The sequence below is a fragment of the Ruegeria sp. CF5 genome (assembly GCF_056537325.1).
In genome coordinates, this window is record NZ_JBQFRI010000018.1 from 13,232 (window position 1) to 35,233 (window position 22,002).

Genomic DNA, 22,002 nt, shown 5'->3' on the forward strand with positions numbered 1-22,002 from the left:
GATTTCAGCGGGAAAAGGTGAGAGGCTGGACATCGACCCAAGCGGGACTCGTTGTGGCTGCTTCCTTCCGGACCTGACCAGGTTGGCGAGGCGCTCGCCCGCGCCAACCTCTCGCAGCCGATATAGGCAACAGATCGGAAAATGGCAACCCGCCAACATCAAACCTAATTAGCTTATGAAACCGCGCCAAGGCGTATATGAGGTCTTTTGACATAAGAACGGGCATTGCGCCGCCGGGCCAGCCGTGGCAGCCATTTGCCCGTAACACATGAGGGCGGGCATGAAACGCGCAGAGCAGGTAACATTCGGCGGATCGGGTCTGGATCGGGCGGCGCATATTCGTAATGATCCACAGGCGATGGCCAATGCCGTTGCGCATCCGGATGCGCAATGCCTGCTGCTGTGGCGCGGCAAGGTTCTGGTGAAGGGCGAGCGCCTCGATCATCTTGCTTATGTGCGGATGTCTCATCCGCTTGTGACGGCAGGTCCGGGCGGTGCTATGGAAGAGCCGGTCTTACTGGGTGTTGGGAGTGGCGGAGCACCCATTTTTGCCGCTGACATTTCAAACTGGGCAGCCGAAGGGCTTGATCTTTCGGGCGTCGGAAACTTTGTCGACCGAACCGAACAGCAGCACCCGGATTTGCCGGAAGGCCATGTATTTGCGGAACTGCGCCGGATCATGACCCGTCTGAATACGCGGGATGCCGAACTGGCGGCCACGGCAAAGGCCGTGATCGGCTGGCATGAAACGCACCGGTTCTGTGCCAGATGCGGCGCGCCGAGCCAGATAACACAGGCTGGGTGGCAGCGAAGCTGTCCAGCTTGCAACGGGCAGCACTTTCCCCGCACTGATCCGGTTGTGATCATGCTGATCACACACGGCGATTCGGTGCTGATGGGGCGGTCGCCCGGCTGGCCTGAGGGGATGTACTCACTGCTTGCGGGATTTGTTGAACCGGGTGAGACGCTGGAGGCTGCAGTGCGGCGCGAGGTCATGGAAGAGGCGGGCGTGCCCGTCGGGCGGGTCGGTTATCTGGCCAGTCAGCCCTGGCCTTTCCCGGCATCCCTGATGTTCGGATGCCATGGTGAGGCCCTTTCCCGCGAGATCAGGATCGATCCTGTTGAGATCGAGGATGCGCTATGGGTCAGCAAAAGCGAAATGATGCAGGCTTTTGCCGGGGATCATCCCAAGCTATTGCCTGCCCGAAAAGGTGCGATTGCGCATTACCTGCTGCAAAACTGGCTTGCGGATACGCTGGACTGAGGAAAGACTGCACTTCAAAAACGAGTTGTCAGAAGCACGATGCAATTTTCAGCCAGAGAAGATATCGAAGCCCCGATCCACGCCGTTTTCGACATGGTTGCTGATTTCGACCGTTTTGAGCGTATGGCCATCCGGCGCGGGCTCGAAATCCGGCGTATCGGTACTCCGGATCAGGATATGGCCGGTACGAGTTGGGAAACGGTGGTCACCATTCGCGGGAAACCGCGCCATGTTAATGTGGTCCTGACCAATTGTGAGGCACCGTCCCTGATGCGTTTCGAGGCCCTGAGCAAAGGCATGAGCGGAGAAACCGTGATCGAACTGATGGCGTTGTCACAACGAAGAACACGATTGAGCATCAATACTTCCATTGCCGCAAAAACGCTGCCGGCACGTTTGTTGCTGCAATCACTGAAACTCGGGCGGTCCCGCATAAAACGTCAGTTTCAGGTTCGCTTTTCCGAGTTCGCGCGGAATCTCGAAGAGCGGAATGCGCACAGGACCTGAAACCGGTCCTGATACCGCTGCCTGCAAAACTCAGTTTCGGGGGCGTGCTGCCGGGTAAACACCCAGAATTTCGACATTTGTGGTGAAGTGCTCCAATTCGTCCATGGCCAGTTTCACGTTCTCGTCATCGGGATGCCCGACGATGTCCGCATAAAACTGGGTGGCCGTGAACGATCCGTCGACCATATAGCTTTCAAGTTTTGTCATGTTGACGCCATTGGTGGCGAAACCGCCCATCGCCTTGTACAGCGCTGCCGGAATGTTGCGGACCTGAAAGACGAAACTGGTCAGCATACCGTGTGCGCCGCGGCGCGATTCGTCGGCTTGCCGTGACATGACCAGAAATCGGGTGGTGTTGTCGCCACGATCTTCGATATGGCGGGCCAGAACGTTTAGCCCGTAAATTTCACCTGCCAGCTCGCTTGCCAATGCTGCCGAGTGCTTTTCGGCTTGTTCCGCCACTTCGCGGGCGGCGCGTGCATTGTCCGGGCTGACACGCCCGCGAATGTTGTGCTGACGCAGAAACCCTTCGCACTGGGGCAACAGGACCAGATGGGAATGCGCTTCGGTTATGTCGCTCAGCGTTGCTCCCGGAACGCCCAGCAGGTTGATGTGAACACGAACGAAAGCCTCGTCGATGATGTGCAGTCCGCTGTGGGGCAGCAGCCGGTGAATGTCGGCAACCCTGCCATAGGTCGAGTTTTCAACCGGCAGCATTGCCAGCTCCGCTTCGCCTGACCGGACCGATTCGATCACATCTTCGAAGGTGCGGCAGGGTAGTGCGTCCATGTCGGGCGCTGCGTTCCTGCAGGCCTCGTGACTATAGGCGCCGGGCTCTCCCTGAAAGGCGATGCGATTTGTCATTGGACGATTCCCTGCAACAGGTTATTGATTGGGCGTTTAGTCGCGGTGTCTATACCTTGCCTCTTGCAAGTGGAAGCCTTAGACACCCGCGCAGACAGCTGAAATGGACTCGCGATCAATGTTCGACACGATGACAGTTACCAAGGCCGCTGCCGGCCTGTTTGGCGCCTTTTTGGCGCTGCTCCTGGCCAAATGGGGCGCCGACGTTCTCTATAGTGTTGGGGGGCACGACGCCGAAGCCGCCTATATCATCGAGACCGAAAGCTCGGGTGAAAGCGCTGACGGCGAAGAGGTGGTATTCGAGGAACTGCTGGCCGCAGCCGATCCCGAAAAAGGTGCGCGGGTATTCCGCAAGTGCACTGCCTGTCACAAGCTGGAAAAAGGCGCCAATGGTACCGGTCCGTACCTTTACGGTGTCGTAGACCGCCCGCTGGCCTCGGCCGAAGGCTTCACCGGCTATTCCGCAGGCATGCAGTCGCATGGTGGCAACTGGACGCCGGAAGCACTGGATGCATTCCTGCTTAAGCCGAGCTCGTATATTTCGGGAACATCCATGAGCTTCGCCGGTCTGAGAAAGGCCGAGGATCGGGTCAACCTGATTGCATATCTGCAAACCATTGGCGACTGATCCGGTCACCGGGATTTGAATTGAAAGGCCGCTGCCCCGTGCAGCGGCTTTTTTTGTGTGCGATCAGGGAAAAAAGATCAGCATCAGGTAGACAAGAAACAGGACCAGATGCACGGCGCCCTGCAGGATACTGGTGCGGGTACCGCCAAACGTCAGGTTGCAGGTCAGCAGCGTCAGCAACAGCATGATGATCGACGCGTCATCCAGACCCAATGGCACCGAGAGCCCCATGATCAGCCCGACCGAAAGCACGGCCGGAACGGTCATGCCGATCGATGCAAGGGCCGAACCCAGCAGCAGGTTGATCGAACGCTGCAGACGGTTTGCCCGCGCTGCGTTGATTGCGGCCATGCTTTCAGGGGTCAGGATCAGCAGCGCGATCAGCACACCGCCCAACGCCGCAGGGGCGCCAACACCGACAATTCCGAAATCCACCAGTTTTGCCACCCGTTTGGACAACAGGATGATCGGCAGCAACGTCAGGATCAGGAACACGGCGTGATACGTTCCGGACCTGATCGGGCCATGATGCTCGTGCACGTCATCAGTTGCTGAACTGCGGCTGGGGTTGTCATCCGGAAAGTAGGGCTGTTCGAAAAAGGTTCGGTGCCGGACCGTCTGAATACCCAGAAATACCAGATAAAGAAGGGTCGTCGCGCAGGCCAGGATCATGGCTTGCAGCGGTGCATAGCTGGGATCAGGTGTCGAGGTGGTGAACCGCGGCAGAACCAGCGCCAGAATGGACAGAGGGAACAGAACGGCAAAAAATGCCCGCGCGCCCTGCAGATTGTAGTTTTGCGTCGAATGGCGCAGGCCACCGAACAAGAGGGCCGCTCCGACCAGACCGTTCAGAACGATCATCAGAACCGCGAACATCGTGTCCCGTGCCAGCGTCGGGGCCGAGTCGCCTGACAGCATTACCGCAACGATCAGCGACACTTCGATACCGATGACCGAAACCGTCAGGATCAACGTCCCATAGGGTTCGCCCAGCAACTCTGCCAGAGCGTCCGCGTGGCGAACAACGCCGAACGATGCCCAGAGAACCGCAATGAACAGACCAAGAAACAGAACCGCCGCGAACAGGGGATTTTGCAAATCCTTCAGCCACAGATCGCCGCCGAACTGAAAGAGAGCGACGGTCAGAACACCAACGATCAGAGGCGCTTCTTGGCGCAGCATTGTTATCCCTGTTATCGGGTGATGTGAAAGTTTGTTGTCCATGCTTTCGCTTTGACACAGATTTGAACGTCAGGAAATTGCGTTAATCCGCCCAAATTAGCTTATAAATCAAACTTCACAAAGCGTTCACGCATTCTAAACTTGCAACTGCCAGTGCTGGACCTTTAGCTAGCGCAAACGAGATAAAGAACGATATCGACCAGAGGAAGAGCCAGATGAAATCCCCCCAAGTGCCGACCGTCGCGCTGAAACCGAAACATCGGGCATGGGCGGCTGTGCTTGGAGTTTCACTTGCGCTGACACTTGCGGCCTCGGGGGGCGTCCGCGCCGGGGATGACGGTATCACACGCAGTCATGGGTATTCTTATTTCGGCAATCTGGATTATCCGGCCGACTATCCGCATCTTGAATACGTCAATCCCGATGCCCCCAAGGGCGGGGAACTGGCGTTGTCGGCATCCGGGACATTCGACTCTCTTAACCCCTATTCCCGCAAGGGGCGCGCCGGGGCGCTGACCACACTTCAGTATGACCGCCTGATCGAAGGCACGGTAGACAGTGTCGGGCAATATTACGGGGTGCTGGCGGAAAGTCTGGAATACGACGAGGGCCGCAATTACGTCATTTTCCATCTCCGCCCCGAGGCCACATTCTGGGATGGCTCTCCGGTCACCGCCGATGATGTCGTGTACAGCCACAGGCTGTTTATCGAACAGGGTTTGCCATCTTATGCGCAGGCCGTGGGCCGGATGGTGACAAACGCCGAGGCGCTGGATGATCACACCGTCAAATTCACCTTCGATCCCGAGGTCACTCGCCGTAGCCTGATCGAGACCGTTGGTTCAACGCCCGTGTTCTCGAAGGCATGGTTCGAGGCTGACGAGTCCCGCCGCCTGGACGAGCCGCGCCTCGAAGTGGCCGTCGGATCTGGCCCGTACAAGCTGGACAGCTATGACATCAACCGGCGCATTCTGTACAAACGCCGCGATGATTACTGGGGCAAGGACCTGCCGATCAATCGTGGGCGGCACAACTATGACACCATCCGGGTGGAGTATTTCGCCGATCAGACCGCCGCGTTCGAGGCGTTCAAGGCCGGTGAATACACGATGCGGATCGAAAGCGATCCCAAGCTCTGGGCGTCCAGCTATGATTTCCCAAAGCTGACCGAAGGCTCGGTGGTTCAGGACGAAATCCCGGATGGCAGCCCCCCGACACCGTCGGGTTTCGTGTTCAATCTGGGCAAGCCGCAATTTGCAGACAAGAACGTTCGCAAGGCGCTGGCGCTGGCCTTCAACTTTGAATGGGCCAACGAATCCCTGTTGTTCGGCCTGAACTCTCCGCGCAGTTCTTTCGTGGAAGGTACACATCTTGAGGCGACAGGCACCCCCGAAGGTGCAGAGCTGACATTCCTGCAGTCTCTGGGGGATGTGGTGCCATCGGAATTTCTGACCGAGCCGGCTGTCGTCACGCATGAATCCCGGTCCGGCCGTCTGAATGACAGACGCAACCTGCGTCAGGCTTCGAACCTGCTGGACGAGGCAGGTTGGCAGGTGAGCGACGGAAATCTGCGCCGCAACGCACAGGGGCAGACCCTGAAGGTCAACATCCCCTATCCGTCCAATATCCCAACCTCGACCGCGACGATGATCGAGACATTTGTGCAGAACCTGCAGGCAATCGGTGTGGACGCCAGCGCGGAAAAGGTGGACCCCGCCCAGTACACTCTGCGTAGTCGCGAGCGGGATTATGACATGGTGTATTCCACGCGCTATGGTTCTTTCCTGTCGACTGGTGGTGGGTTGAGCCAGATGTACGGCTCGGATGAGGCCGCGTTCAGCCTGTTCAACCCCGCCGGTCTGGCCAGTCCTCTGGTCGATGCGATTATCGAAGCATCGTTCGAAACGGAAAATCAGGAAACCCAGGATGCAGCCCTGATGGCGCTTGACCGGGCATTGCGGTATGAGTTCTTCGTCATCCCCGATGGCTATATAGCGGACTACTGGACGGCCTATTACGATATGTACGAATACCCTGAAAAACTGCCCCCGTTCGGTCTTGGCTATCTTGATCTGTGGTGGGTAAACCCCGAGAAACAGGCCGCGCTGAAGGCAAAGGGCGCGCTGCGGTAAAATGGGCGCATATATTCTCCGCCGCCTGTTGCTGGTCATTCCGACCCTTCTGGGCATCATGATCGTCAACTTCACGCTGGTTCAGTTCGTGCCGGGAGGCCCGGTCGAGCAGATCATCGCCCAGATCGAAGGGCAGGGTGATGTGTTTGCCGGTTTTGCCGGCTCGGGCGAAGCCGGGGCCAGCGCCGAACCTGCTGGCGGGTTCGATGACAAATATGTCGGCGCACGAGGTCTGCCGCCTGAATTCATTGCCCAGCTTGAAAAAGAATTCGGGTTCGACAAGCCGCCGCTTGAGCGGTTCCTGTCCATGATGGGCAATTACTTGACGCTGGATTTCGGTGAAAGCTACTTCCGGTCGATCAGCGTGATCGACCTTGTGCTGGAAAAGATGCCGGTATCGATCTCGCTTGGCCTGTGGTCGACCCTGATCGCCTATCTGGTTTCCATTCCGCTGGGTATCCGCAAGGCGGTCCGGGATGGATCAACCTTTGATACCTGGACCAGCGGCGCGATAATCGTGGCTTACGCCATCCCCGGCTTTCTGTTCGCCATCCTTCTGCTTGTCCTGTTTGCCGGTGGTTCGTACTGGCAGATCTTCCCGCTGCGAGGGCTGACGTCGGACAATTGGGACAGCCTCAGTCTGGTTGGCAAGGTTCTGGATTACTTCTGGCACATCACGCTGCCGGTTGTGGCTTCGACCATCGCCGCGTTCGCGACACTGACGCTTCTGACCAAGAACTCGTTTCTGGACGAGATCAAAAAGCACTATGTCATGACAGCGCGCGCCAAGGGGCTGAGTGAGAGCAAGGTTCTGTATGGTCACGTTTTCCGCAACGCCATGCTGATTGTGATTGCAGGCTTTCCGGCGGTGTTTATCGGGGTCTTCTTCTCGGGCTCGATCATCATCGAAACGATCTTTTCGCTCGACGGCCTCGGTCGTTTGGGGTTCGAGGCTGCCGTCGCGCGGGACTATCCGGTGATCTTCGGGACGCTGTTCATCTTTGGCCTGCTCAGCCTTGTCATCGGTATCATCAGCGACCTGATGTATGTGCTGGTCGATCCGCGCATCGATTTCGAAAAGCGGGAGGGGTAAATGGCTCTGTCACCTCTCAACCAGCGCCGCTGGCGCAACTTCCGGCGCAATGGCCGGGCCTTCTGGTCGCTGATCATATTCTCTGTGCTGTTCGGTGTGTCGCTCTTTGCCGAGTTCATCGCCAATGACAAACCGATCCTGGTGAAGTACCGGGGTGAGTTCTTTACTCCGATTTTCAGGTTCTACCCGGAAACCGATTTCGGCGGCGACTTCAAGACCGAGGCGATCTATCGCGACCCCGAGGTCCAGTGCCTGATCGACAGTGGTGGGCTGGAAGACTGCTTTGACGACCCCGAAGGTATCATCGATGAAATTCAGGCGGGGACGTTCGAAGGAGAAGGCTTTGAACGGGGCTGGGCCATTTGGCCGCCTATCCCGTATTCATTCAACACGTCGGTTGATCGTCCGGGGGCCGCACCGCTGCCACCGAACGGACAGAACCTGTTGGGCACGGATGATACAAAACGCGACGTTCTTGCGCGTGTGATCTATGGCTTCCGGCTTTCGATTCTGTTTACCCTGCTGGTCACGGGCGTTGCCAGTCTGATCGGTGTGTTCGCCGGTGCCATACAGGGCTTTTTCGGGGGCTGGCTGGATTTGATTTTCCAGCGGATCATCGAAATCTGGTCCGCCACCCCGTCGCTTTACGTCATCATCATCATGTTCGCCATTCTGGGACGAAGTTTCTGGCTGCTGGTCGCGCTGATGATCCTGTTTTCTTGGACCGGTCTGGTGGGCGTTGTGCGGGCAGAATTCCTGCGGGCGCGAAATTTGGAATACGTGCGCGCGGCCAAGGCGCTGGGCGTCGGCAACATGACCATCATGTTCCGACACATGTTGCCCAATGCGATGGTGGCGACGCTGACTTTCATGCCCTTCATCGTCACCGGCACGATTGGTGGTCTGGCCTCGTTGGACTTTCTGGGTTTCGGTCTGCCTTCCTCGGCCCCGTCTTTGGGTGAGCTGACATTGCAGGCGAAACAGAACCTGCAGGCGCCTTGGCTGGCCTTCACCGCCTTTTTCACTTTTGCCATCATGCTGTCGCTTCTGGTCTTCATTTTCGAAGGCGTCCGCGATGCGTTCGACCCGAGAAAGACATTCTCATGAGCCTTCTTGCCGTGAACAACCTCAGGGTTTCATTTCAGCAGGACGGGCGCGTTTCGGCCGCAGTCAAAGGGGTCTCGTTCACCGTCGATCGTGGCGAAACCGTTGCTTTGGTGGGCGAGTCCGGATCAGGTAAATCGGTCACTGCGCTGTCTACGGTTTCCCTGCTTGGGGAAAGTGCAACGGTCGAAGGTTCTGTCCTTTATGACGGGCAGGAGATGATCGGCGCATCCGAGCAGCATCTTATGGACGTGCGCGGCAACGATATCAGCTTTATCTTTCAGGAGCCGATGACCTCGCTCAACCCGCTGCACACGATCCAGAAGCAGATGGCAGAATCTCTGGCGCTGCATCAGGGGCTTGTCGGAGATCAGGCGCGTGACCGGATTCTGGAACTGTTGAACAAGGTCGGTATCCGCGATCCCGAAGAGCGTCTGGACAGCTATCCGCATCAGTTGTCCGGCGGTCAGCGCCAGCGCGTGATGATTGCGATGGCATTGGCGAACAAGCCCGACATTCTGATCGCGGATGAGCCGACAACAGCTCTGGACGTAACAATTCAGGCCCAGATTTTGGAACTTTTGGCGGAATTGCAACGATCTGAAAACATGGGGATGCTGTTCATCACCCACGATCTGGGCATCGTGCGGCGGATTGCCGATCGCGTCTGCGTCATGAAAGATGGCGAAATCGTCGAGACCGGTGAAACCACCGAAATCTTCGACAATCCGCAACATCCCTATACCAGAAAGCTGCTGGCGGCCGAGCCGTCGGGCTCACCTGATCCACTGCCCGCTGATGCGGAAGAAATTGCGCGCACGGATCACCTCAAGGTCTGGTTTCCGATCCAACGCGGGTTTTTCAAGCGCACGGTTGGCTACGTAAAGGCGGTGAACGACGCCTCGATTTCCGTTCGGGCAGGCGAAACGCTGGGCATCGTTGGCGAAAGCGGTTCGGGCAAAACAACGCTGGCTCTTGCGATCATGCGGCTGATCTCGTCCGAAGGTGGGATCACCTTTCGCGACCGGGATGTGCGGCGATGGTCCACGCGGCAGTTGCGGCGTCTGCGCAAGGATATGCAGATCGTGTTTCAGGACCCGTTCGGTTCGCTGAGCCCGCGCATGACGTGCCAGCAGATCATCGCAGAAGGGTTGGCCATTCACAACGTGGACCCGCATCGTGAGCCGCGCGAACTGGTTGCCGAAGTGATGGACGAAGTCGGCCTCGACCCGGAGGCGATGGACCGCTATCCGCACGAGTTCTCGGGCGGTCAGCGGCAGCGTATCGCGATTGCGCGGGCGATGGTCCTGCGGCCCAAACTGCTGGTTCTGGACGAGCCGACCAGCGCACTGGACATGACGGTGCAGGTGCAGATCGTCGATTTGCTTCGGAACCTGCAGCGCAAATACGGTCTGGCCTATCTGTTCATATCTCACGACCTAAAGGTTGTGCGGGCGATGTCCCACAACGTGCTGGTGATGAAACAGGGCGACATTGTCGAGATGGGCACTGCCGATGCGCTGTTTGAAAATGCCCAAACCGCATATACCCGCGAACTGATCGCGGCGGCGGGATAGGGCGGGCTTTGTGCCCGCCCGCCTGCGCAAAATCGCCGGTCCTTTTTTCAACTTCTGAACAGGCGCCTTTGCGTGTCGACCGTTACCTGCCTCCGCCCGAAAGACGGGCAGAGTCTCCTTGGCGAACCCGTTAGTGGGCGTTGGCTTTTTCGCGGGATACCTTTGGTGCCTGACCGCGAAGCTCTTCATAGTGATCAAAGCGGAGTTTTACCCAGCCGGTTCCGCGCGTCGCGCTTGCCAGGGTGCGATGCAACTCGTCTTCGGCAACCGCCGGTAGCATTGCGTTGAAGATCTCCCAGCCGGGTGCGTTCGGGTTGCCTTCAAAGCCCAGAACTTGCCCCTGCAACGAGCTGATCGTCGGAACCAGATCGCCAACATATAGCGACGGCAGATGAATTTCAGCATGCAGGATCGGCTGTAGAACCACTGGTTTTGCCTCCGGCAGTGCTTCGCGCACGGCATTCTTTCCAGCCATGCGGAAGGCATAGTCCGAACTGTCGACGCTGTGGTGCTTGCCGTCCTTCAGGGTGACTTTCAGGTCGACCACGGGAAACCCTTGGGGACCTTGCGCAAGCGCATCTTCGGCACCGTGCTGAACCGACGGGATATAGTTCTTTGGAACGGCACCGCCCTTGACCACATCGTCAAACTCAAACCCCGATCCGCGTGGCATGGGCGTGATCGAGATCACCACATCGGCAAATTGCCCCGCTCCGCCCGATTGCTTGCGATGACGATGCCGATGCTCGACCGGGGACTGGATTGTCTCTCTGTAGGCGGTTTCGACTGGCTCGGCCTCGATCTCGATGCCAAAGTCCTCGGCCAGTTTGGCGGTGATGCGACGCATGTGCTGCGGCCCCTGAGTGCCGATAACCGCATGTCCGCTGTGCTCGTCCTGACTGAGGTGCAGGCCCGGGTCGATTTCGTCCAGCCGGGTTAAAGCATTGGACAATCGCACATCGTCACGTTCATGAGTGGGTGAGACAACCTGACGGAATCCGGACGGGTGTGAACTGGCCCATTCCGGCAAAGGCGTCGCGTCAGCGCTGTCATATAGGCTGCCGGGGTTGAGGTGATCGGATTTCACCGCCAGACCAATCTGCCCCGCCTCAAGCGAGCCGATCTGAGTTTTGGCGTCGAGCGTCGTCAGATTGCCCACGGTTTCTCCGCCAAGGTTTTCGTGTGCCTTGACCCCTTGCCCAAGCCCGCGCAGGACGATGATCTTGCCGATATGTTTTTTCACATCGGCAAAACCAGCGATGGCACGGGCGTTGTCGGCGGCTTCGTCCCGGCCTGCGGCAATGTCAAATTCGGGTGCCTCGTGCCGCAACGCCTTCATAAGGCGGGTCAGGCCGTTGCCATGGCTGGCCGCTCCCAAACAGGCAGGTATCAGTTGGTGATTCTGCAGAACCTGCGCGGCAAGATCGTAAATTTCTGCGCTCGGCGGCTGCTTGTCCTCGATCAGTTGCTCCAGAAGGTTGTCATCGAAATCCGAAAGCGTCTCCAGCAGTTCTGTCCGGGCCTCCTGTTCCCGGTCTTCTGCGTTCTGAGGCAATTCGATCAGGGCCGAGGGCTGCCCTTCCTGATATTTCCACGCCCGTTCCGAGATCAGGTCGACGGCCCCGATCACCTGATCGCCGTCACGGATAGGAACCTGTCGAAGCGTGATGTGATGCGTGCAATAGGTCTGGAGCGACGAAATGATGTCGCGGACCCGCCCGTTGGGGCTGTCCATTCGGTTTATGAACAGGAAGCAGGGAATACCCGCCTCTTCCACCATCCGCAGATAAGGTGCGCACAAGACTGCTGCGTCAGGGTCTGGCGGTACCACCACCACCGCAGCATCGGAAATTGCCATGGCAGGCCCGACATAGGCTAGCGCATCGCCGCCCCCGTCCACGTCGATGGCGCACCACGGCTCGCCCAAATAAGAAAAACCGTGCAAGTGCACGGTTCCGGATACGTCAAATGTGGTTGGCCGGCCGTCGAGGCGGCTGATGGCCTCGACCAGTGTGGATTTTCCAGACTGGCTGGGGCCGAGGACGGTAAAGACGCGCATGGGTGCTGTCCCTCTCTCTGGTTGCAGTTCCGCTGCACGAAAGGGGCGTCGAACGCGATTGCGTCGGCTCAATCTGTCTGTAACTCGGCCTGCCTCGGGTAAGGGAAAAACTATGCCCCCGTGTCCTGAGTGTGGGAAATACCCAAGGCACGCGTCAAGCCCCCCTGCCAATTTTGGAGAAGTTGGCGGTGCTGGCCGCCAATCCCGTTGGTTTCAGATCGCCGAACTGTGACCCGCCTTGCTGAGGTCATAGGCGTCAAAGCTTCCGGCGATCATTCGGGTCAGCGGTCGCGCTTCGGGCGGAATGGAAAGCCCGTTTTCCGTGACGCGCAGCAACCCCTCAAAGTCGCGGTTGGCTGTTTCATACATTGCGTTCAGTTCTGCCGCAGAAATCCGGTGGTCGCGCAGAATTTCCGCCGAGTCGATCCGGAAATCGCACATCAAAGCCTCGATCAGCCTTGCACGCAGGACGTCCTGCCCTTTGAAAAGGTGCCCACGGGATGTTGAAAAACGCCCCTCCCGGATCGCCTTGGTATGGACAGATGTTGCCGGCGCGTTCTGCGCATAACCTTGCGGGAAACGCGATATGGAACTGGCGCCGACACCAATCAGTATGTCGGCCTGATCATCAGTGTAGCCCTGAAAGTTCCGTTTCAGGCGACCGGCCCGCAATGCGCGGGTCAACCCGTCCTCCTGCGTGGCAAAGTGGTCAATACCGATCTCGGCGTAGTTATCCCACATGAACAGGCGGCGTGCGGTGTCGAACAGGTCCAGTCGCTGTTCGGGGGTTGGCAGGGCGTCCGACGGAATCAACTGCTGGCGTTTTGCCATCCACGGAACGTGAGCATATCCATACAGCGCCACCCGGTCCGGGTTGAGCGACAATAGCTTTTGCACGCTTTCCGTCATGCGCGCTTTGGTTTGATGCGGCAGACCATACAGAATGTCGGCGTTCAGACTGGAAATGCCGCGCGCGCGAATCATATCAGCGGCCTTGCGCGTGGTGTCATAGCTTTGGATGCGGCCGATGGTCTTTTGAATTTCATCGTCGAAATCCTGCACCCCGATCGAGGCACGGTTCATCCCCGCCTCGGCAAGGGCGTCCAGACGTCCTTCGTCGATTTCGTTCGGATCGATCTCAACCGAGAATTCCGCATCTGGTCCTAGCGGAACAATATCCAGAATGCGGCCTGCAAGATCGCGCATCAGGTCGGGATTCAGCAACGTCGGTGTACCGCCGCCCCAGTGCAGGCGCGACAGCGTCACCCCTTCTGGCAAGCGTTCAGCAAGCATGTCCAGTTCCGCTTTCAACACATCCACATAAGCGATCACGGGATTGTCGGTTTGCGTACCTTGTGTCCGGCAAGCGCAGAACCAGCACAGCCGACGGCAGAACGGAACATGGATATAAAGCGATATGGCGCTGCCGGGTTTGATGCCGGAAATCCAGTCGCCAAACATCTCTGGCCCCACGTCGTTGTTAAAGTGGGGGGCGGTCGGGTAGCTCGTGTAGCGCGGAACTTTCGCGTCAAAAAGTCCGAGCTTGGCCAATTGTGGTTTCGCTATCATGTCGATACCGTTATGTGATGGCTGGTTCAGGTACCTTGACCGAGATCAAGTGGAAACGCGCATGACCCTACAAGTCCAGTTTGACCATTCGAATTGCGGCGACTGTCCGATCCGACATCGGGCGGTCTGTGCCCATTGCGACCGCGATGAACTCGAAGATCTTGAGGAAATCAAGTATTACCGCAGTTTCGAAGCGGGCCAGACGATCATCTGGTCCGGGGATCAGATGAACTTTGTGGGCTCGATGGTGCAGGGAATCGCCTCACTGACGCAGACCATGGAGGACGGACGCACTCAGATGGTGGGTCTGTTGCTGCCCAGTGACTTTGTCGGCCGCCCCGGGCGCGAAGCGGCACCTTATGACGTGCAGGCTACGACCGACGTTGTGATGTGCTGTTTCCGAAAGAAACCGTTCGAAGAACTGATGGGGCGTACGCCGCATATTGCCCATCGGTTGCTGCAGATGACGCTGGACGAGCTTGACGCCGCGCGCGAGTGGATGCTGGTGCTGGGCCGCAAGACAGCGCGGGAAAAGATTGCAAGCCTCTTGTCCATCATCGCCCGCCGGGATGCATCGATCGGAAAAGGCGGCATGACTGGCCCGATCGTGTTCGATCTGCCCCTGACCCGCGAGGCGATGGCCGATTACCTGGGGCTGACACTGGAAACCGTAAGCCGCCAGATTTCGGCCCTCAGGAAAGAAGGCGTTATCAGCCTTGAGGGTAAGCGTCACGTCACCGTCCCGGACATGGGCCGCCTGATGGAAGAGGCCGGTGACGATACGGATGGCGGCTTTCTGGTCTAGTCAAAGCCTTTCAGCCAATTGACCACGCGATCAGCCGGAGATTTCGGCCTGATTCGACGTGGGCTCCACAGTTTCAGGCTATCGGGCAACTCAACACGCGTATTGAACGGGGCAACCAGTTGGCCGCTGTGCAAATAAGGCGCGATCAGCGCCTCGTGCCCAATCAGAACGCCCGCGCCGTTGACGGCCTCCTCCACGGCCAGCGCGTATAACGAGAAAACCGGCCCACGCGGAACGAAACTGTGCCCGGGCATTGCTGCGTCTGCCCAGATTCGCCAGTCCTCCGACCAGGTCGTGTCCGACAGGCACGTTAACTCGCGCAGATCCTCGGGTGTGTTCAGGCGTTTGGCCAGCGATGGCGTGCAAACCGGGTAGATGATGTTTTTTGCGACGGTTTCACCATGGTCACCGCCGAAGAACAGAAACAGATCGTAGGGCGCGCGTTTTTGGTTCGGTGGTGCTTCTTCCGCTGTCAGCGATACTTCGATCTCCGGTGCGGCCTGACGCAATTCGGGCAGTCGCGGGGACAACCAAAGCTGAGCGACCGATGGCAGTGTCACGATATGCACGACATTCGGTTTGGCTTCCGCCCTCAGGGTTTGGGTTGCCTGACCCAGCGTGTCGAAGGCTTGTGTAAGGTCCGGCAACACGCGTTGCCCAAGTGCGGTCAGTTCGACGCCCTTGGCATTGCGGTCGAACAGGGCGGCGCCCAGTTCCGATTCAAGGGCCTTGATGTGGGCCGAGATTGCGCCCGCGCTGACGCCAAGCTCTTCTGCTGCTGCCGAGAACCCGCCAAGGCGCGCAGAGGCCTCGAAAGCACGCAATGCATTCAGTGGCAGGGGCTTGGGTCGAGGTGGCGAAACGCTCATAGGCAAAGGCTCAGATTTTCTGACCCTAATTTTTCGGAAATCTGATTTGTATGCAAGCCGGGAGTTTCGCATTCTGACCGCAACAAAACGGAGGTTCAGATGCCACAGCTTGCCCACCGCCCTTGGGTGCCGTCCCATTGTGAAGACTATATCCAGACAATCGCTGCGAATACCGCCGGCGCCGATCCGGCATCCGTCCAGAACCGGCTGGATGAACTGGTCCGGCGCAACACCGAAATTCATGATGCGGAATGCTTTAACCTCAACCCGGCGACGAATGTAATGAACCCGCGGGCCGAGGCGATACTGGCCAAGGGTCTGGGCAGCCGCCCATCGCTTGGCTATCCCGGCGACAAATACGAGATGGGTCTGGAAGCCATCGAAGAGATCGAGGTTATAGCAGCCGAACTTGCGGCGCGGGTTTTCAACGCGCGTTACGCGGAAATTCGGGTGGGTTCCGGGGCCTTGGCCAACCTTTATGGCTTTATGGCGCTTTCCAAACGGGGTGACACAATCATCGCGCCGCCCGCATCCATCGGTGGGCACGTTACACACCACTCCGGTGGTTGTGCCGGGCTGTACGGCCTCAACACGCTGAATGCACCGGTGGACGCAGATGGCTACAGCCTTGATCTGGACGGGTTGCGCGCGCTGGTCCGAGACCGCCAGCCACGGCTTATCACGGTCGGGGGGTCGCTGAACCTGTTTCCGCATCCCGTTGCCGCCGTGCGCGAGATTGCAGATGAAGTTGGCGCAAAGGTCTTGTTCGACGCCGCTCATCAGTGTGGCGTCATCGCCAGCGGGGCCTGGGCAAATCCGCTGGACGAGGGGGCGCATCTTATGACGATGAGTACCTACAAAAGCCTTGGCGGCCCAGCCGGTGGCCTGATCGTGACCAATGAAGCCGACATTGCCGAACATCTGGACGCAATCGCCTTTCCCGGCATGACCGCCAATTTCGATGCGGCAAAATCGGCAGCTTTGGCTGTCTCGATGCTGGACTGGATAGAATTCGGCGCAGATTACGGCCAGGCGATGATTGAACTGGCGCAGGCGTTGGCCGGGGAACTGGCAGCACAGGGTCTGCCGGTGTTCCAGGGCAAGGGCGGTGCCACCGCGTCGCACCAGTTTGCGATTGAGGCAGAAGGCTTCGGGGGCGGTCAGGCCGCGTCAAAGACGCTGCGGCAAGTTGGCTTTCTTGCCTGCGGGATCGGGTTGCCCATCGCTCCCGTCGCGGGTGACATGAACGGCCTGCGCATCGGAACGCCCGAATTGGTTCGGCGCGGCGTGACCCCAAAGCACGCCAACGAGCTTGCGGTGTTGATCTCGCGCGGGCTGACCAGCGATGATCCTGCCTCGGTCGCGGTACAAACGCGGGAGTTGCGGGGACAGTTTCAGGGAATGCACTACGTTCGGGCGTGACCTGCGCGCATTCCCGTGATCTGATAGGTCCGAGTTTGCAGGATATTGGGAGGCGAGAATGGAATTTGGAAGCCTGTTGGCAATGCTCTTTGTCGGGGCCATCGCAGGATGGTTGTCAGGCAAGATCATGGAGGGGCGCGGTTTCGGCCTGATCGGCAATGTCATCGTCGGGATTGTTGGCGCGTTTCTGGCGGGAACCCTGTTTCCGGCGCTAGGGTTCTCGGTCGGGGGCGGAATGATCTCCTCGATAATCTATGCGACGATCGGAGCGGTGATCCTGCTTTTCCTCATCGGGTTGATCCGCAAGGCCTGAGAACAGAAAAACCGCCCGGCTTGGGCGGTTTTCTTGTTTGCAAAGCGCCTGTCACCGTCAGTGCGCGAGGAACACCGGCACGGTGCATTGTTCTAGCATATTCCGGGTCGCTCCGCCTAATATCGCCTCCCGGAACCTTGAATGGCCATAGGCGCCCATGACGATCATGTCGGCCTCAGTGTCCAAGGCATGGCGGTTCAGGATATCCGACACCCGCGTCATCGTCTTGCTTAGAACATCGATTTCGCATTTCACACCGTGCCGCGCCAGCATCTGGGACAGCATCCCGCCCGGGTCCGAGCGATCGGGCCCGTGGCGTGGTGGGTCGATGACAACGATACGCGCCAGCTCGGCCTGTTTCAGGAATGGCATCGCGCAGCGGATGGCACGCATCGCCTCGACGCTTTCGTTCCAGCCGATCAGAATTGTTCGGGGCGTCGAAATCGGTTCGAAATCGTCCGGCACGACCAGAACCGGCGCGTGCCCTTCGAACATGGCGGCTTCGACGATGGGTTCCGCCTCGGCGCCGTGGCCTTCCCCATAAGGGCGGGGCAGGACGACAAGATCGGAAAACCGCGCCCGGTGCGCCACGTGGCGACCGATATCCGCAATTTGCGCGACACCGCTTTCCGCTGACCAGCGCACGCCGGATTTGCCCAGATAATCCTGCGCAAACGCCAGTATCTCGTCGGCCTCTGCATTGGCGCGGCTGAGCGTTTCCTGCAGGATCAGTGCGTTCGCGCCGGCATAGTAATACCCTGTCTGACTGCGATCGACCCCAAGGCAAAGTGCCTCGGCGTGGCCTTCCTGCGACGCCGCCAAAGCCGTCAACTGCGCAAGCGCGGGTTTGGCCAGGGTTGTTTCCGTCATGACGGTGAGAAGGGATTTGTAAGACATCTCTACCTCGTGGTTCGGGTGCTTTGTCACATGCGACCAGTTTTCCCATTCATGGGATTATGCGTGTCACAGAATTCAGGTTATTGTTTTGATACAGATCAAAGCAACAGTTGCCCCTATTCTACAATACAGCAGCCAGTCTAATAAGTCTGGCGCGACGCGAGAATCGCGCGGGGCATGGCAAAGGGACGCAATATGTCGAATTATATCAAGCTGATCGCGCTTGGTCTGGTCGCGCTATTCGCAGCGATCGGAACCAACTATGCGCGGGATTTGGCGTATCAGGTGCATGCGATACTGGTGATGCTGATCGCCGGTGGGTTGTTCATCTGGACGCTGCGCAACACTGAAGAGCCAGATATTCTTGTTGATCGCTCGGCGGAATACATGGATGACGTTATCCGCTATGGCGTGATTGCCACCGCGTTCTGGGGTGTTGTCGGTTTCATCGCCGGTACTTTCATTGCATTTCAGCTAGCATTCCCGTCGCTCAATTTCGAATGGGCACAAGGGTATCTGAACTTTGGACGGCTGCGCCCGCTGCACACTTCAGCGGTGATCTTTGCCTTTGGCGGCAACGCTCTGATTGCGACTTCGTTCTACGTGGTGCAACGCACCAGCGCGGCACGCCTTTGGGGCGGCAATCTGGCGTGGTTCGTGTTCTGGGGCTATCAGCTTTTCATCGTGCTGGCCGCGACCGGCTACGTTCTGGGTGGTACCCAGTCCAAGGAATATGCCGAGCCGGAATGGTATGTTGACCTGTGGCTGACCATTGTCTGGGTTGCTTATCTGGCCGTGTTCCTCGGTACGATCATCAAACGGAAAGAACCGCACATCTATGTGGCCAACTGGTTCTATCTTGCGTTTATCGTCACCGTCGCCATGCTGCACCTGGTAAACAACATGACCATCCCGGTCAGCATCTGGGGTTCGAAGTCGGTCATCGTCTGGTCCGGTGTTCAGGACGCCATGATCCAGTGGTGGTACGGCCACAACGCTGTGGGCTTCTTCCTGACCGCCGGCTTCCTGGGCATGATGTACTACTTCATCCCGAAGCAGGCCGAGCGTCCGGTGTTTTCGTACAAGCTGTCGATCATCCACTTCTGGGCGCTGATCTTCCTGTATATCTGGGCTGGCCCGCACCACCTGCATTATACCGCGTTGCCTGACTGGGCTTCGACGCTGGGTATGGTGTTCTCGGTCGTGCTGTGGATGCCTTCGTGGGGTGGTATGATCAACGGTCTGATGACCCTGTCGGGTGCATGGGACAAGCTGCGCACCGATCCCGTGATCCGCATGATGGTGATCTCGGTCGGGTTCTACGGCATGTCCACCTTTGAAGGTCCGATGATGTCGATCCGCGCCGTGAACAGCCTGTCTCACTATACCGACTGGACCATTGGTCACGTGCACTCGGGCGCGCTGGGCTGGAACGGCATGATCACCTTTGGTGCGCTGTACTTCTTGGTGCCTGTCCTGTGGAAGCGTGAGCGTTTGTACTCGCTGCAGTTGGTCAGCTGGCACTTCTGGCTCGCCACCATCGGCATCGTGCTCTACGCCGCGTCGATGTGGGTGACCGGCATCATGGAAGGCCTGATGTGGCGCGAAGTGGATGCCAACGGTTTCCTTGTGAACTCGTTCGCCGACACCGTTGCCGCCAAATTCCCGATGTATGTGGTGCGCGCGCTGGGTGGTGTTCTGTTCGTCGCCGGTGCCGTGATCATGTGCTACAACCTGTGGATGACTGTGCGGAAAGCGCCGGCCAAAGAGGCCAGCCTGACCGTCGCAGTCCCGGCTGAATAAGGAGGGCCGGAGCAATGGCAATTCTCGACAAACACAAGATCCTCGAGACCAACGCGACCCTCCTGCTGGTGTTCAGCTTTCTGGTTGTGACCATCGGTGGCATCGTTCAGATCGCACCGCTGTTCTATCTGGAAAACACCATCGAGAAGGTGGAGGGCATGCGCCCCTACACCCCTCTCGAAATGGCGGGGCGCGAGATTTATCTGCGTGAAGGCTGCTATGTCTGCCACAGCCAGATGATCCGCCCGATGCGGGATGAGGTGGAACGCTATGGCCACTACTCGCTGGCGGCTGAATCGATGTATGATCATCCGTTCCAGTGGGGTTCCAAACGGACAGGGCCTGATCTGGCGCGCGTTGGTGGCCGCTATTCGGACGAATGGCATGCAGACCACCTGCGCGATCCCGAAGCGGTGGTGCCCGAGTCGGTGATGCCGAAATACGGCTTCCTTGAAAGAACCAAGCTGAACGGCAAATATATCGGCGACATCATGGCGGCGAACGCTCTGGTCGGTACCCCGTATACCGATGAGATGATCGAAAACGCCGTCGCCGACTTCCGGGCGCAGGCGGATCCGGACAGCGACTATGACGGTCTGCTTGAACGCTATGGCGACAAGGTGAACGTGCGTAACTTTGATGGCCGTCCCGAGCTGACCGAAGCCGATGCGCTGATTGCTTATCTCCAGATGCTGGGAACGCTGGTCGATTTTTCGACCTTCGTCCCGGACGCGAACCGCTGAGGGGGGTGTAATGGAAGAATATACAATCCTCAGACAGTTCGCGGACAGCTGGATGTTGCTGGTGCTGTTCGTCTTTTTCATTGGCATCGTGATCTGGGTTTTCCGCCCCGGTGCCAGCAAGGAATACAAGGACACAGCCAACATCCCGTTCCGGCATCAAGATAAACCCGCCACATCCAAGGAGGCGCGGCAATGAGCAAGACACCTGAAAAACAGCCGGGTGACCCCAACACGACCGGCCACAGCTGGGATGGGATCGAGGAATTTGACAACCCGATGCCGCGCTGGTGGCTGTGGACCTTTTACGTCACGATCATCTGGGGCGTGATCTATACCATCCTCTATCCGGCCTGGCCGTTGGTGAACCACGCCACAGCCGGTGTTCTGGGCTGGTCCTCGCGGGCCGACGTGAATGCCGAAATCACCGCTGTGGAAGAGGCGAACGCCTCGATCAATGACCGGCTGGCGTCGGTGGAACTGGCCGCAATTCAGAACGATCCCGAACTGAACAACTATGCCATTTCATCAGGCGCCGCCGTTTTCCGGACCTGGTGTGCGCAATGTCACGGGTCAGGCGCGGCCGGGGCGAAAGGCTATCCGAACCTGCTGGATGACAGCTGGCTTTGGGGCGGCGATATCGACAGTATCTACTTCACTGTCGCCCACGGCATCCGCAACGAAGAAAGCGATGATGCACGGTATTCGCAGATGCCCGCATTCGGTCGGGACGAGTTGCTGGGCAGTGAAGAAATCGATCAGGTCGTGAACTATGTCATGTCCCTGTCCGGTGAACCAAAGGACGCGGGCGCGGTTGAGGCCGGTTCGGTGGTCTTTGCCGACAACTGTGCATCCTGCCACGGCGAGGATGGGACAGGTGATCGTGAACAAGGCGCGCCAAACCTGACGGATGCGATCTGGCTCTATGGCGGGGATTACGACACGCTGACTGACAGTGTCTATAACAGCCGCTTTGGTGTGATGCCTGCCTGGAACAATCGTCTGACCGAGGCGCAGGTTCGCGCCGTATCCACCTATGTCCATCAGCTGGGCGGCGGTGAATAAGAGATAAGAACACCTTCGGGCGGCTTGCGCCCGAAGGCTGAGGCACCGGCTGTTCCATCTGTTCGCGCGTTTCCTGAACAGCCGGTGCCGATTTTTCCAGACTACTGAC

General features: G+C 58.4%; 20 protein-coding genes and 1 other RNA gene. 14 read left to right on the forward strand and 7 right to left on the reverse strand.

The genetic code is table 11. From position 1 onward, the window contains the following. Positions 1-15: 15 nt before the first annotated feature. An RNA gene (gene ffs / locus ACR0NW_RS23330) (signal recognition particle sRNA small type) lies at positions 16-114 on the reverse strand. Positions 115-280: 166 nt separating this feature from the next. On the opposite strand from ffs, the gene nudC reads away from it, so the two are divergent. Both nudC and ACR0NW_RS23340 read left to right on the forward strand, forming a co-directional pair. Next, complete coding sequence (nudC, locus tag ACR0NW_RS23335; protein ID WP_480453157.1) at positions 281-1,264, forward strand: NAD(+) diphosphatase; 984 nt, start codon at positions 281-283, stop codon at positions 1,262-1,264. A 39-nt stretch (positions 1,265-1,303) separates the two neighbouring features. Then, positions 1,304-1,771, forward strand: a complete 468-nt coding sequence (locus ACR0NW_RS23340; protein WP_480453159.1) for an SRPBCC family protein — start codon at positions 1,304-1,306, stop codon at positions 1,769-1,771. 30 nt (positions 1,772-1,801) lie between these two features. Here ACR0NW_RS23340 and ACR0NW_RS23345 read toward each other — a convergent pair whose 3' ends face one another. Continuing rightward, positions 1,802-2,635 (reverse strand): prephenate dehydratase, encoded by an 834-nt coding sequence (locus ACR0NW_RS23345; protein ID WP_170657183.1) that lies wholly within the window; start codon positions 2,633-2,635, stop codon positions 1,802-1,804. Positions 2,636-2,753: 118 nt separating this feature from the next. On the opposite strand from ACR0NW_RS23345, the gene ACR0NW_RS23350 reads away from it, so the two are divergent. Continuing rightward, a complete protein-coding gene (locus ACR0NW_RS23350; protein WP_170657225.1) occupies positions 2,754-3,263 on the forward strand; it encodes a c-type cytochrome in 510 nt (169 codons plus the stop codon). A gap of 63 nt (positions 3,264-3,326) precedes the next feature. Here the strand turns inward: ACR0NW_RS23350 and ACR0NW_RS23355 are convergent, their stop codons facing one another. Next, a complete protein-coding gene (locus tag ACR0NW_RS23355; RefSeq protein ID WP_480453160.1) occupies positions 3,327-4,445 on the reverse strand; it encodes a calcium:cation antiporter in 1,119 nt (372 codons plus the stop codon). 215 nt (positions 4,446-4,660) lie between these two features. Between ACR0NW_RS23355 and ACR0NW_RS23360 the strand changes: the two genes are divergently transcribed. Genes ACR0NW_RS23360 through ACR0NW_RS23375 form a run of 4 tightly spaced genes read left to right on the forward strand, consistent with a single transcriptional unit; the run spans position 4,661 to position 10,351 of the window. Then, complete coding sequence (locus ACR0NW_RS23360) at positions 4,661-6,577, forward strand: extracellular solute-binding protein (RefSeq protein WP_480453161.1); 1,917 nt, start codon at positions 4,661-4,663, stop codon at positions 6,575-6,577. A 1-nt stretch (position 6,578) separates the two neighbouring features. Then, positions 6,579-7,670, forward strand: a complete 1,092-nt coding sequence (locus tag ACR0NW_RS23365) for a microcin C ABC transporter permease YejB (RefSeq protein ID WP_170657177.1) — start codon at positions 6,579-6,581, stop codon at positions 7,668-7,670. After that, positions 7,671-8,777: an ABC transporter permease gene (locus tag ACR0NW_RS23370; protein ID WP_480453162.1), complete on the forward strand. Its 1,107-nt coding sequence runs from the start codon at positions 7,671-7,673 to the stop codon at positions 8,775-8,777. Then, the gene (locus ACR0NW_RS23375; protein ID WP_480453163.1) at positions 8,774-10,351 is read left to right on the forward strand and encodes an ABC transporter ATP-binding protein; all 1,578 of its coding nucleotides are present in this window, start codon (positions 8,774-8,776) and stop codon (positions 10,349-10,351) included. Before ACR0NW_RS23370 ends, ACR0NW_RS23375 begins: the two co-directional genes overlap by 4 nt. A 130-nt stretch (positions 10,352-10,481) precedes the next feature. Here ACR0NW_RS23375 and ACR0NW_RS23380 read toward each other — a convergent pair whose 3' ends face one another. Both ACR0NW_RS23380 and hemN read right to left on the reverse strand, forming a co-directional pair. Further along, positions 10,482-12,410 (reverse strand): elongation factor G, encoded by a 1,929-nt coding sequence (locus ACR0NW_RS23380; protein WP_480453165.1) that lies wholly within the window; start codon positions 12,408-12,410, stop codon positions 10,482-10,484. A gap of 213 nt (positions 12,411-12,623) precedes the next feature. Further along, complete coding sequence (gene hemN, locus ACR0NW_RS23385; protein ID WP_480453167.1) at positions 12,624-13,979, reverse strand: oxygen-independent coproporphyrinogen III oxidase; 1,356 nt, start codon at positions 13,977-13,979, stop codon at positions 12,624-12,626. A gap of 61 nt (positions 13,980-14,040) precedes the next feature. On the opposite strand from hemN, the gene fnrL reads away from it, so the two are divergent. Continuing rightward, positions 14,041-14,784 (forward strand): transcriptional regulator FnrL, encoded by a 744-nt coding sequence (gene fnrL / locus ACR0NW_RS23390; protein WP_170657167.1) that lies wholly within the window; start codon positions 14,041-14,043, stop codon positions 14,782-14,784. Here the strand turns inward: fnrL and ACR0NW_RS23395 are convergent. Further along, complete coding sequence (locus ACR0NW_RS23395) at positions 14,781-15,653, reverse strand: LysR family transcriptional regulator (protein ID WP_480453169.1); 873 nt, start codon at positions 15,651-15,653, stop codon at positions 14,781-14,783. The two genes, fnrL and ACR0NW_RS23395, sit on opposite strands and share 4 nt — an antisense overlap. 99 nt (positions 15,654-15,752) lie before the next feature. Between ACR0NW_RS23395 and ACR0NW_RS23400 the strand changes: the two genes are divergently transcribed. After that, positions 15,753-17,075, forward strand: coding sequence for an aminotransferase class I/II-fold pyridoxal phosphate-dependent enzyme (locus ACR0NW_RS23400; RefSeq protein ID WP_480453170.1), 1,323 nt, complete (start codon positions 15,753-15,755; stop codon positions 17,073-17,075). A 58-nt stretch (positions 17,076-17,133) separates the two neighbouring features. After that, positions 17,134-17,388: a GlsB/YeaQ/YmgE family stress response membrane protein gene (locus ACR0NW_RS23405; RefSeq protein ID WP_170657161.1), complete on the forward strand. Its 255-nt coding sequence runs from the start codon at positions 17,134-17,136 to the stop codon at positions 17,386-17,388. A 57-nt stretch (positions 17,389-17,445) separates the two neighbouring features. Here the strand turns inward: ACR0NW_RS23405 and ACR0NW_RS23410 are convergent, their stop codons facing one another. Beyond that, complete coding sequence (locus tag ACR0NW_RS23410; RefSeq protein ID WP_480453172.1) at positions 17,446-18,285, reverse strand: universal stress protein; 840 nt, start codon at positions 18,283-18,285, stop codon at positions 17,446-17,448. 195 nt (positions 18,286-18,480) lie between these two features. Between ACR0NW_RS23410 and ccoN the strand changes: the two genes are divergently transcribed. The 4 genes from ccoN to ccoP are packed head-to-tail and all read left to right on the forward strand — an operon-like array spanning position 18,481 to position 21,893. Continuing rightward, positions 18,481-20,088: a cytochrome-c oxidase, cbb3-type subunit I gene (ccoN, locus tag ACR0NW_RS23415; RefSeq protein ID WP_170657156.1), complete on the forward strand. Its 1,608-nt coding sequence runs from the start codon at positions 18,481-18,483 to the stop codon at positions 20,086-20,088. A gap of 14 nt (positions 20,089-20,102) precedes the next feature. Beyond that, positions 20,103-20,831 carry a cytochrome-c oxidase, cbb3-type subunit II gene (ccoO, locus tag ACR0NW_RS23420; protein ID WP_170657153.1) on the forward strand — a complete coding sequence of 243 codons (729 nt, stop codon included), beginning with the start codon at positions 20,103-20,105 and terminating at the stop codon, positions 20,829-20,831. Positions 20,832-20,841: 10 nt separating this feature from the next. After that, the gene (locus ACR0NW_RS23425; RefSeq protein ID WP_170657151.1) at positions 20,842-21,027 is read left to right on the forward strand and encodes a cbb3-type cytochrome c oxidase subunit 3; all 186 of its coding nucleotides are present in this window, start codon (positions 20,842-20,844) and stop codon (positions 21,025-21,027) included. Beyond that, the gene (gene ccoP / locus ACR0NW_RS23430; RefSeq protein ID WP_170657148.1) at positions 21,024-21,893 is read left to right on the forward strand and encodes a cytochrome-c oxidase, cbb3-type subunit III; all 870 of its coding nucleotides are present in this window, start codon (positions 21,024-21,026) and stop codon (positions 21,891-21,893) included. The genes ACR0NW_RS23425 and ccoP overlap by 4 nt, the downstream gene beginning before the upstream one ends. Positions 21,894-22,002 lie beyond the last annotated feature (109 nt).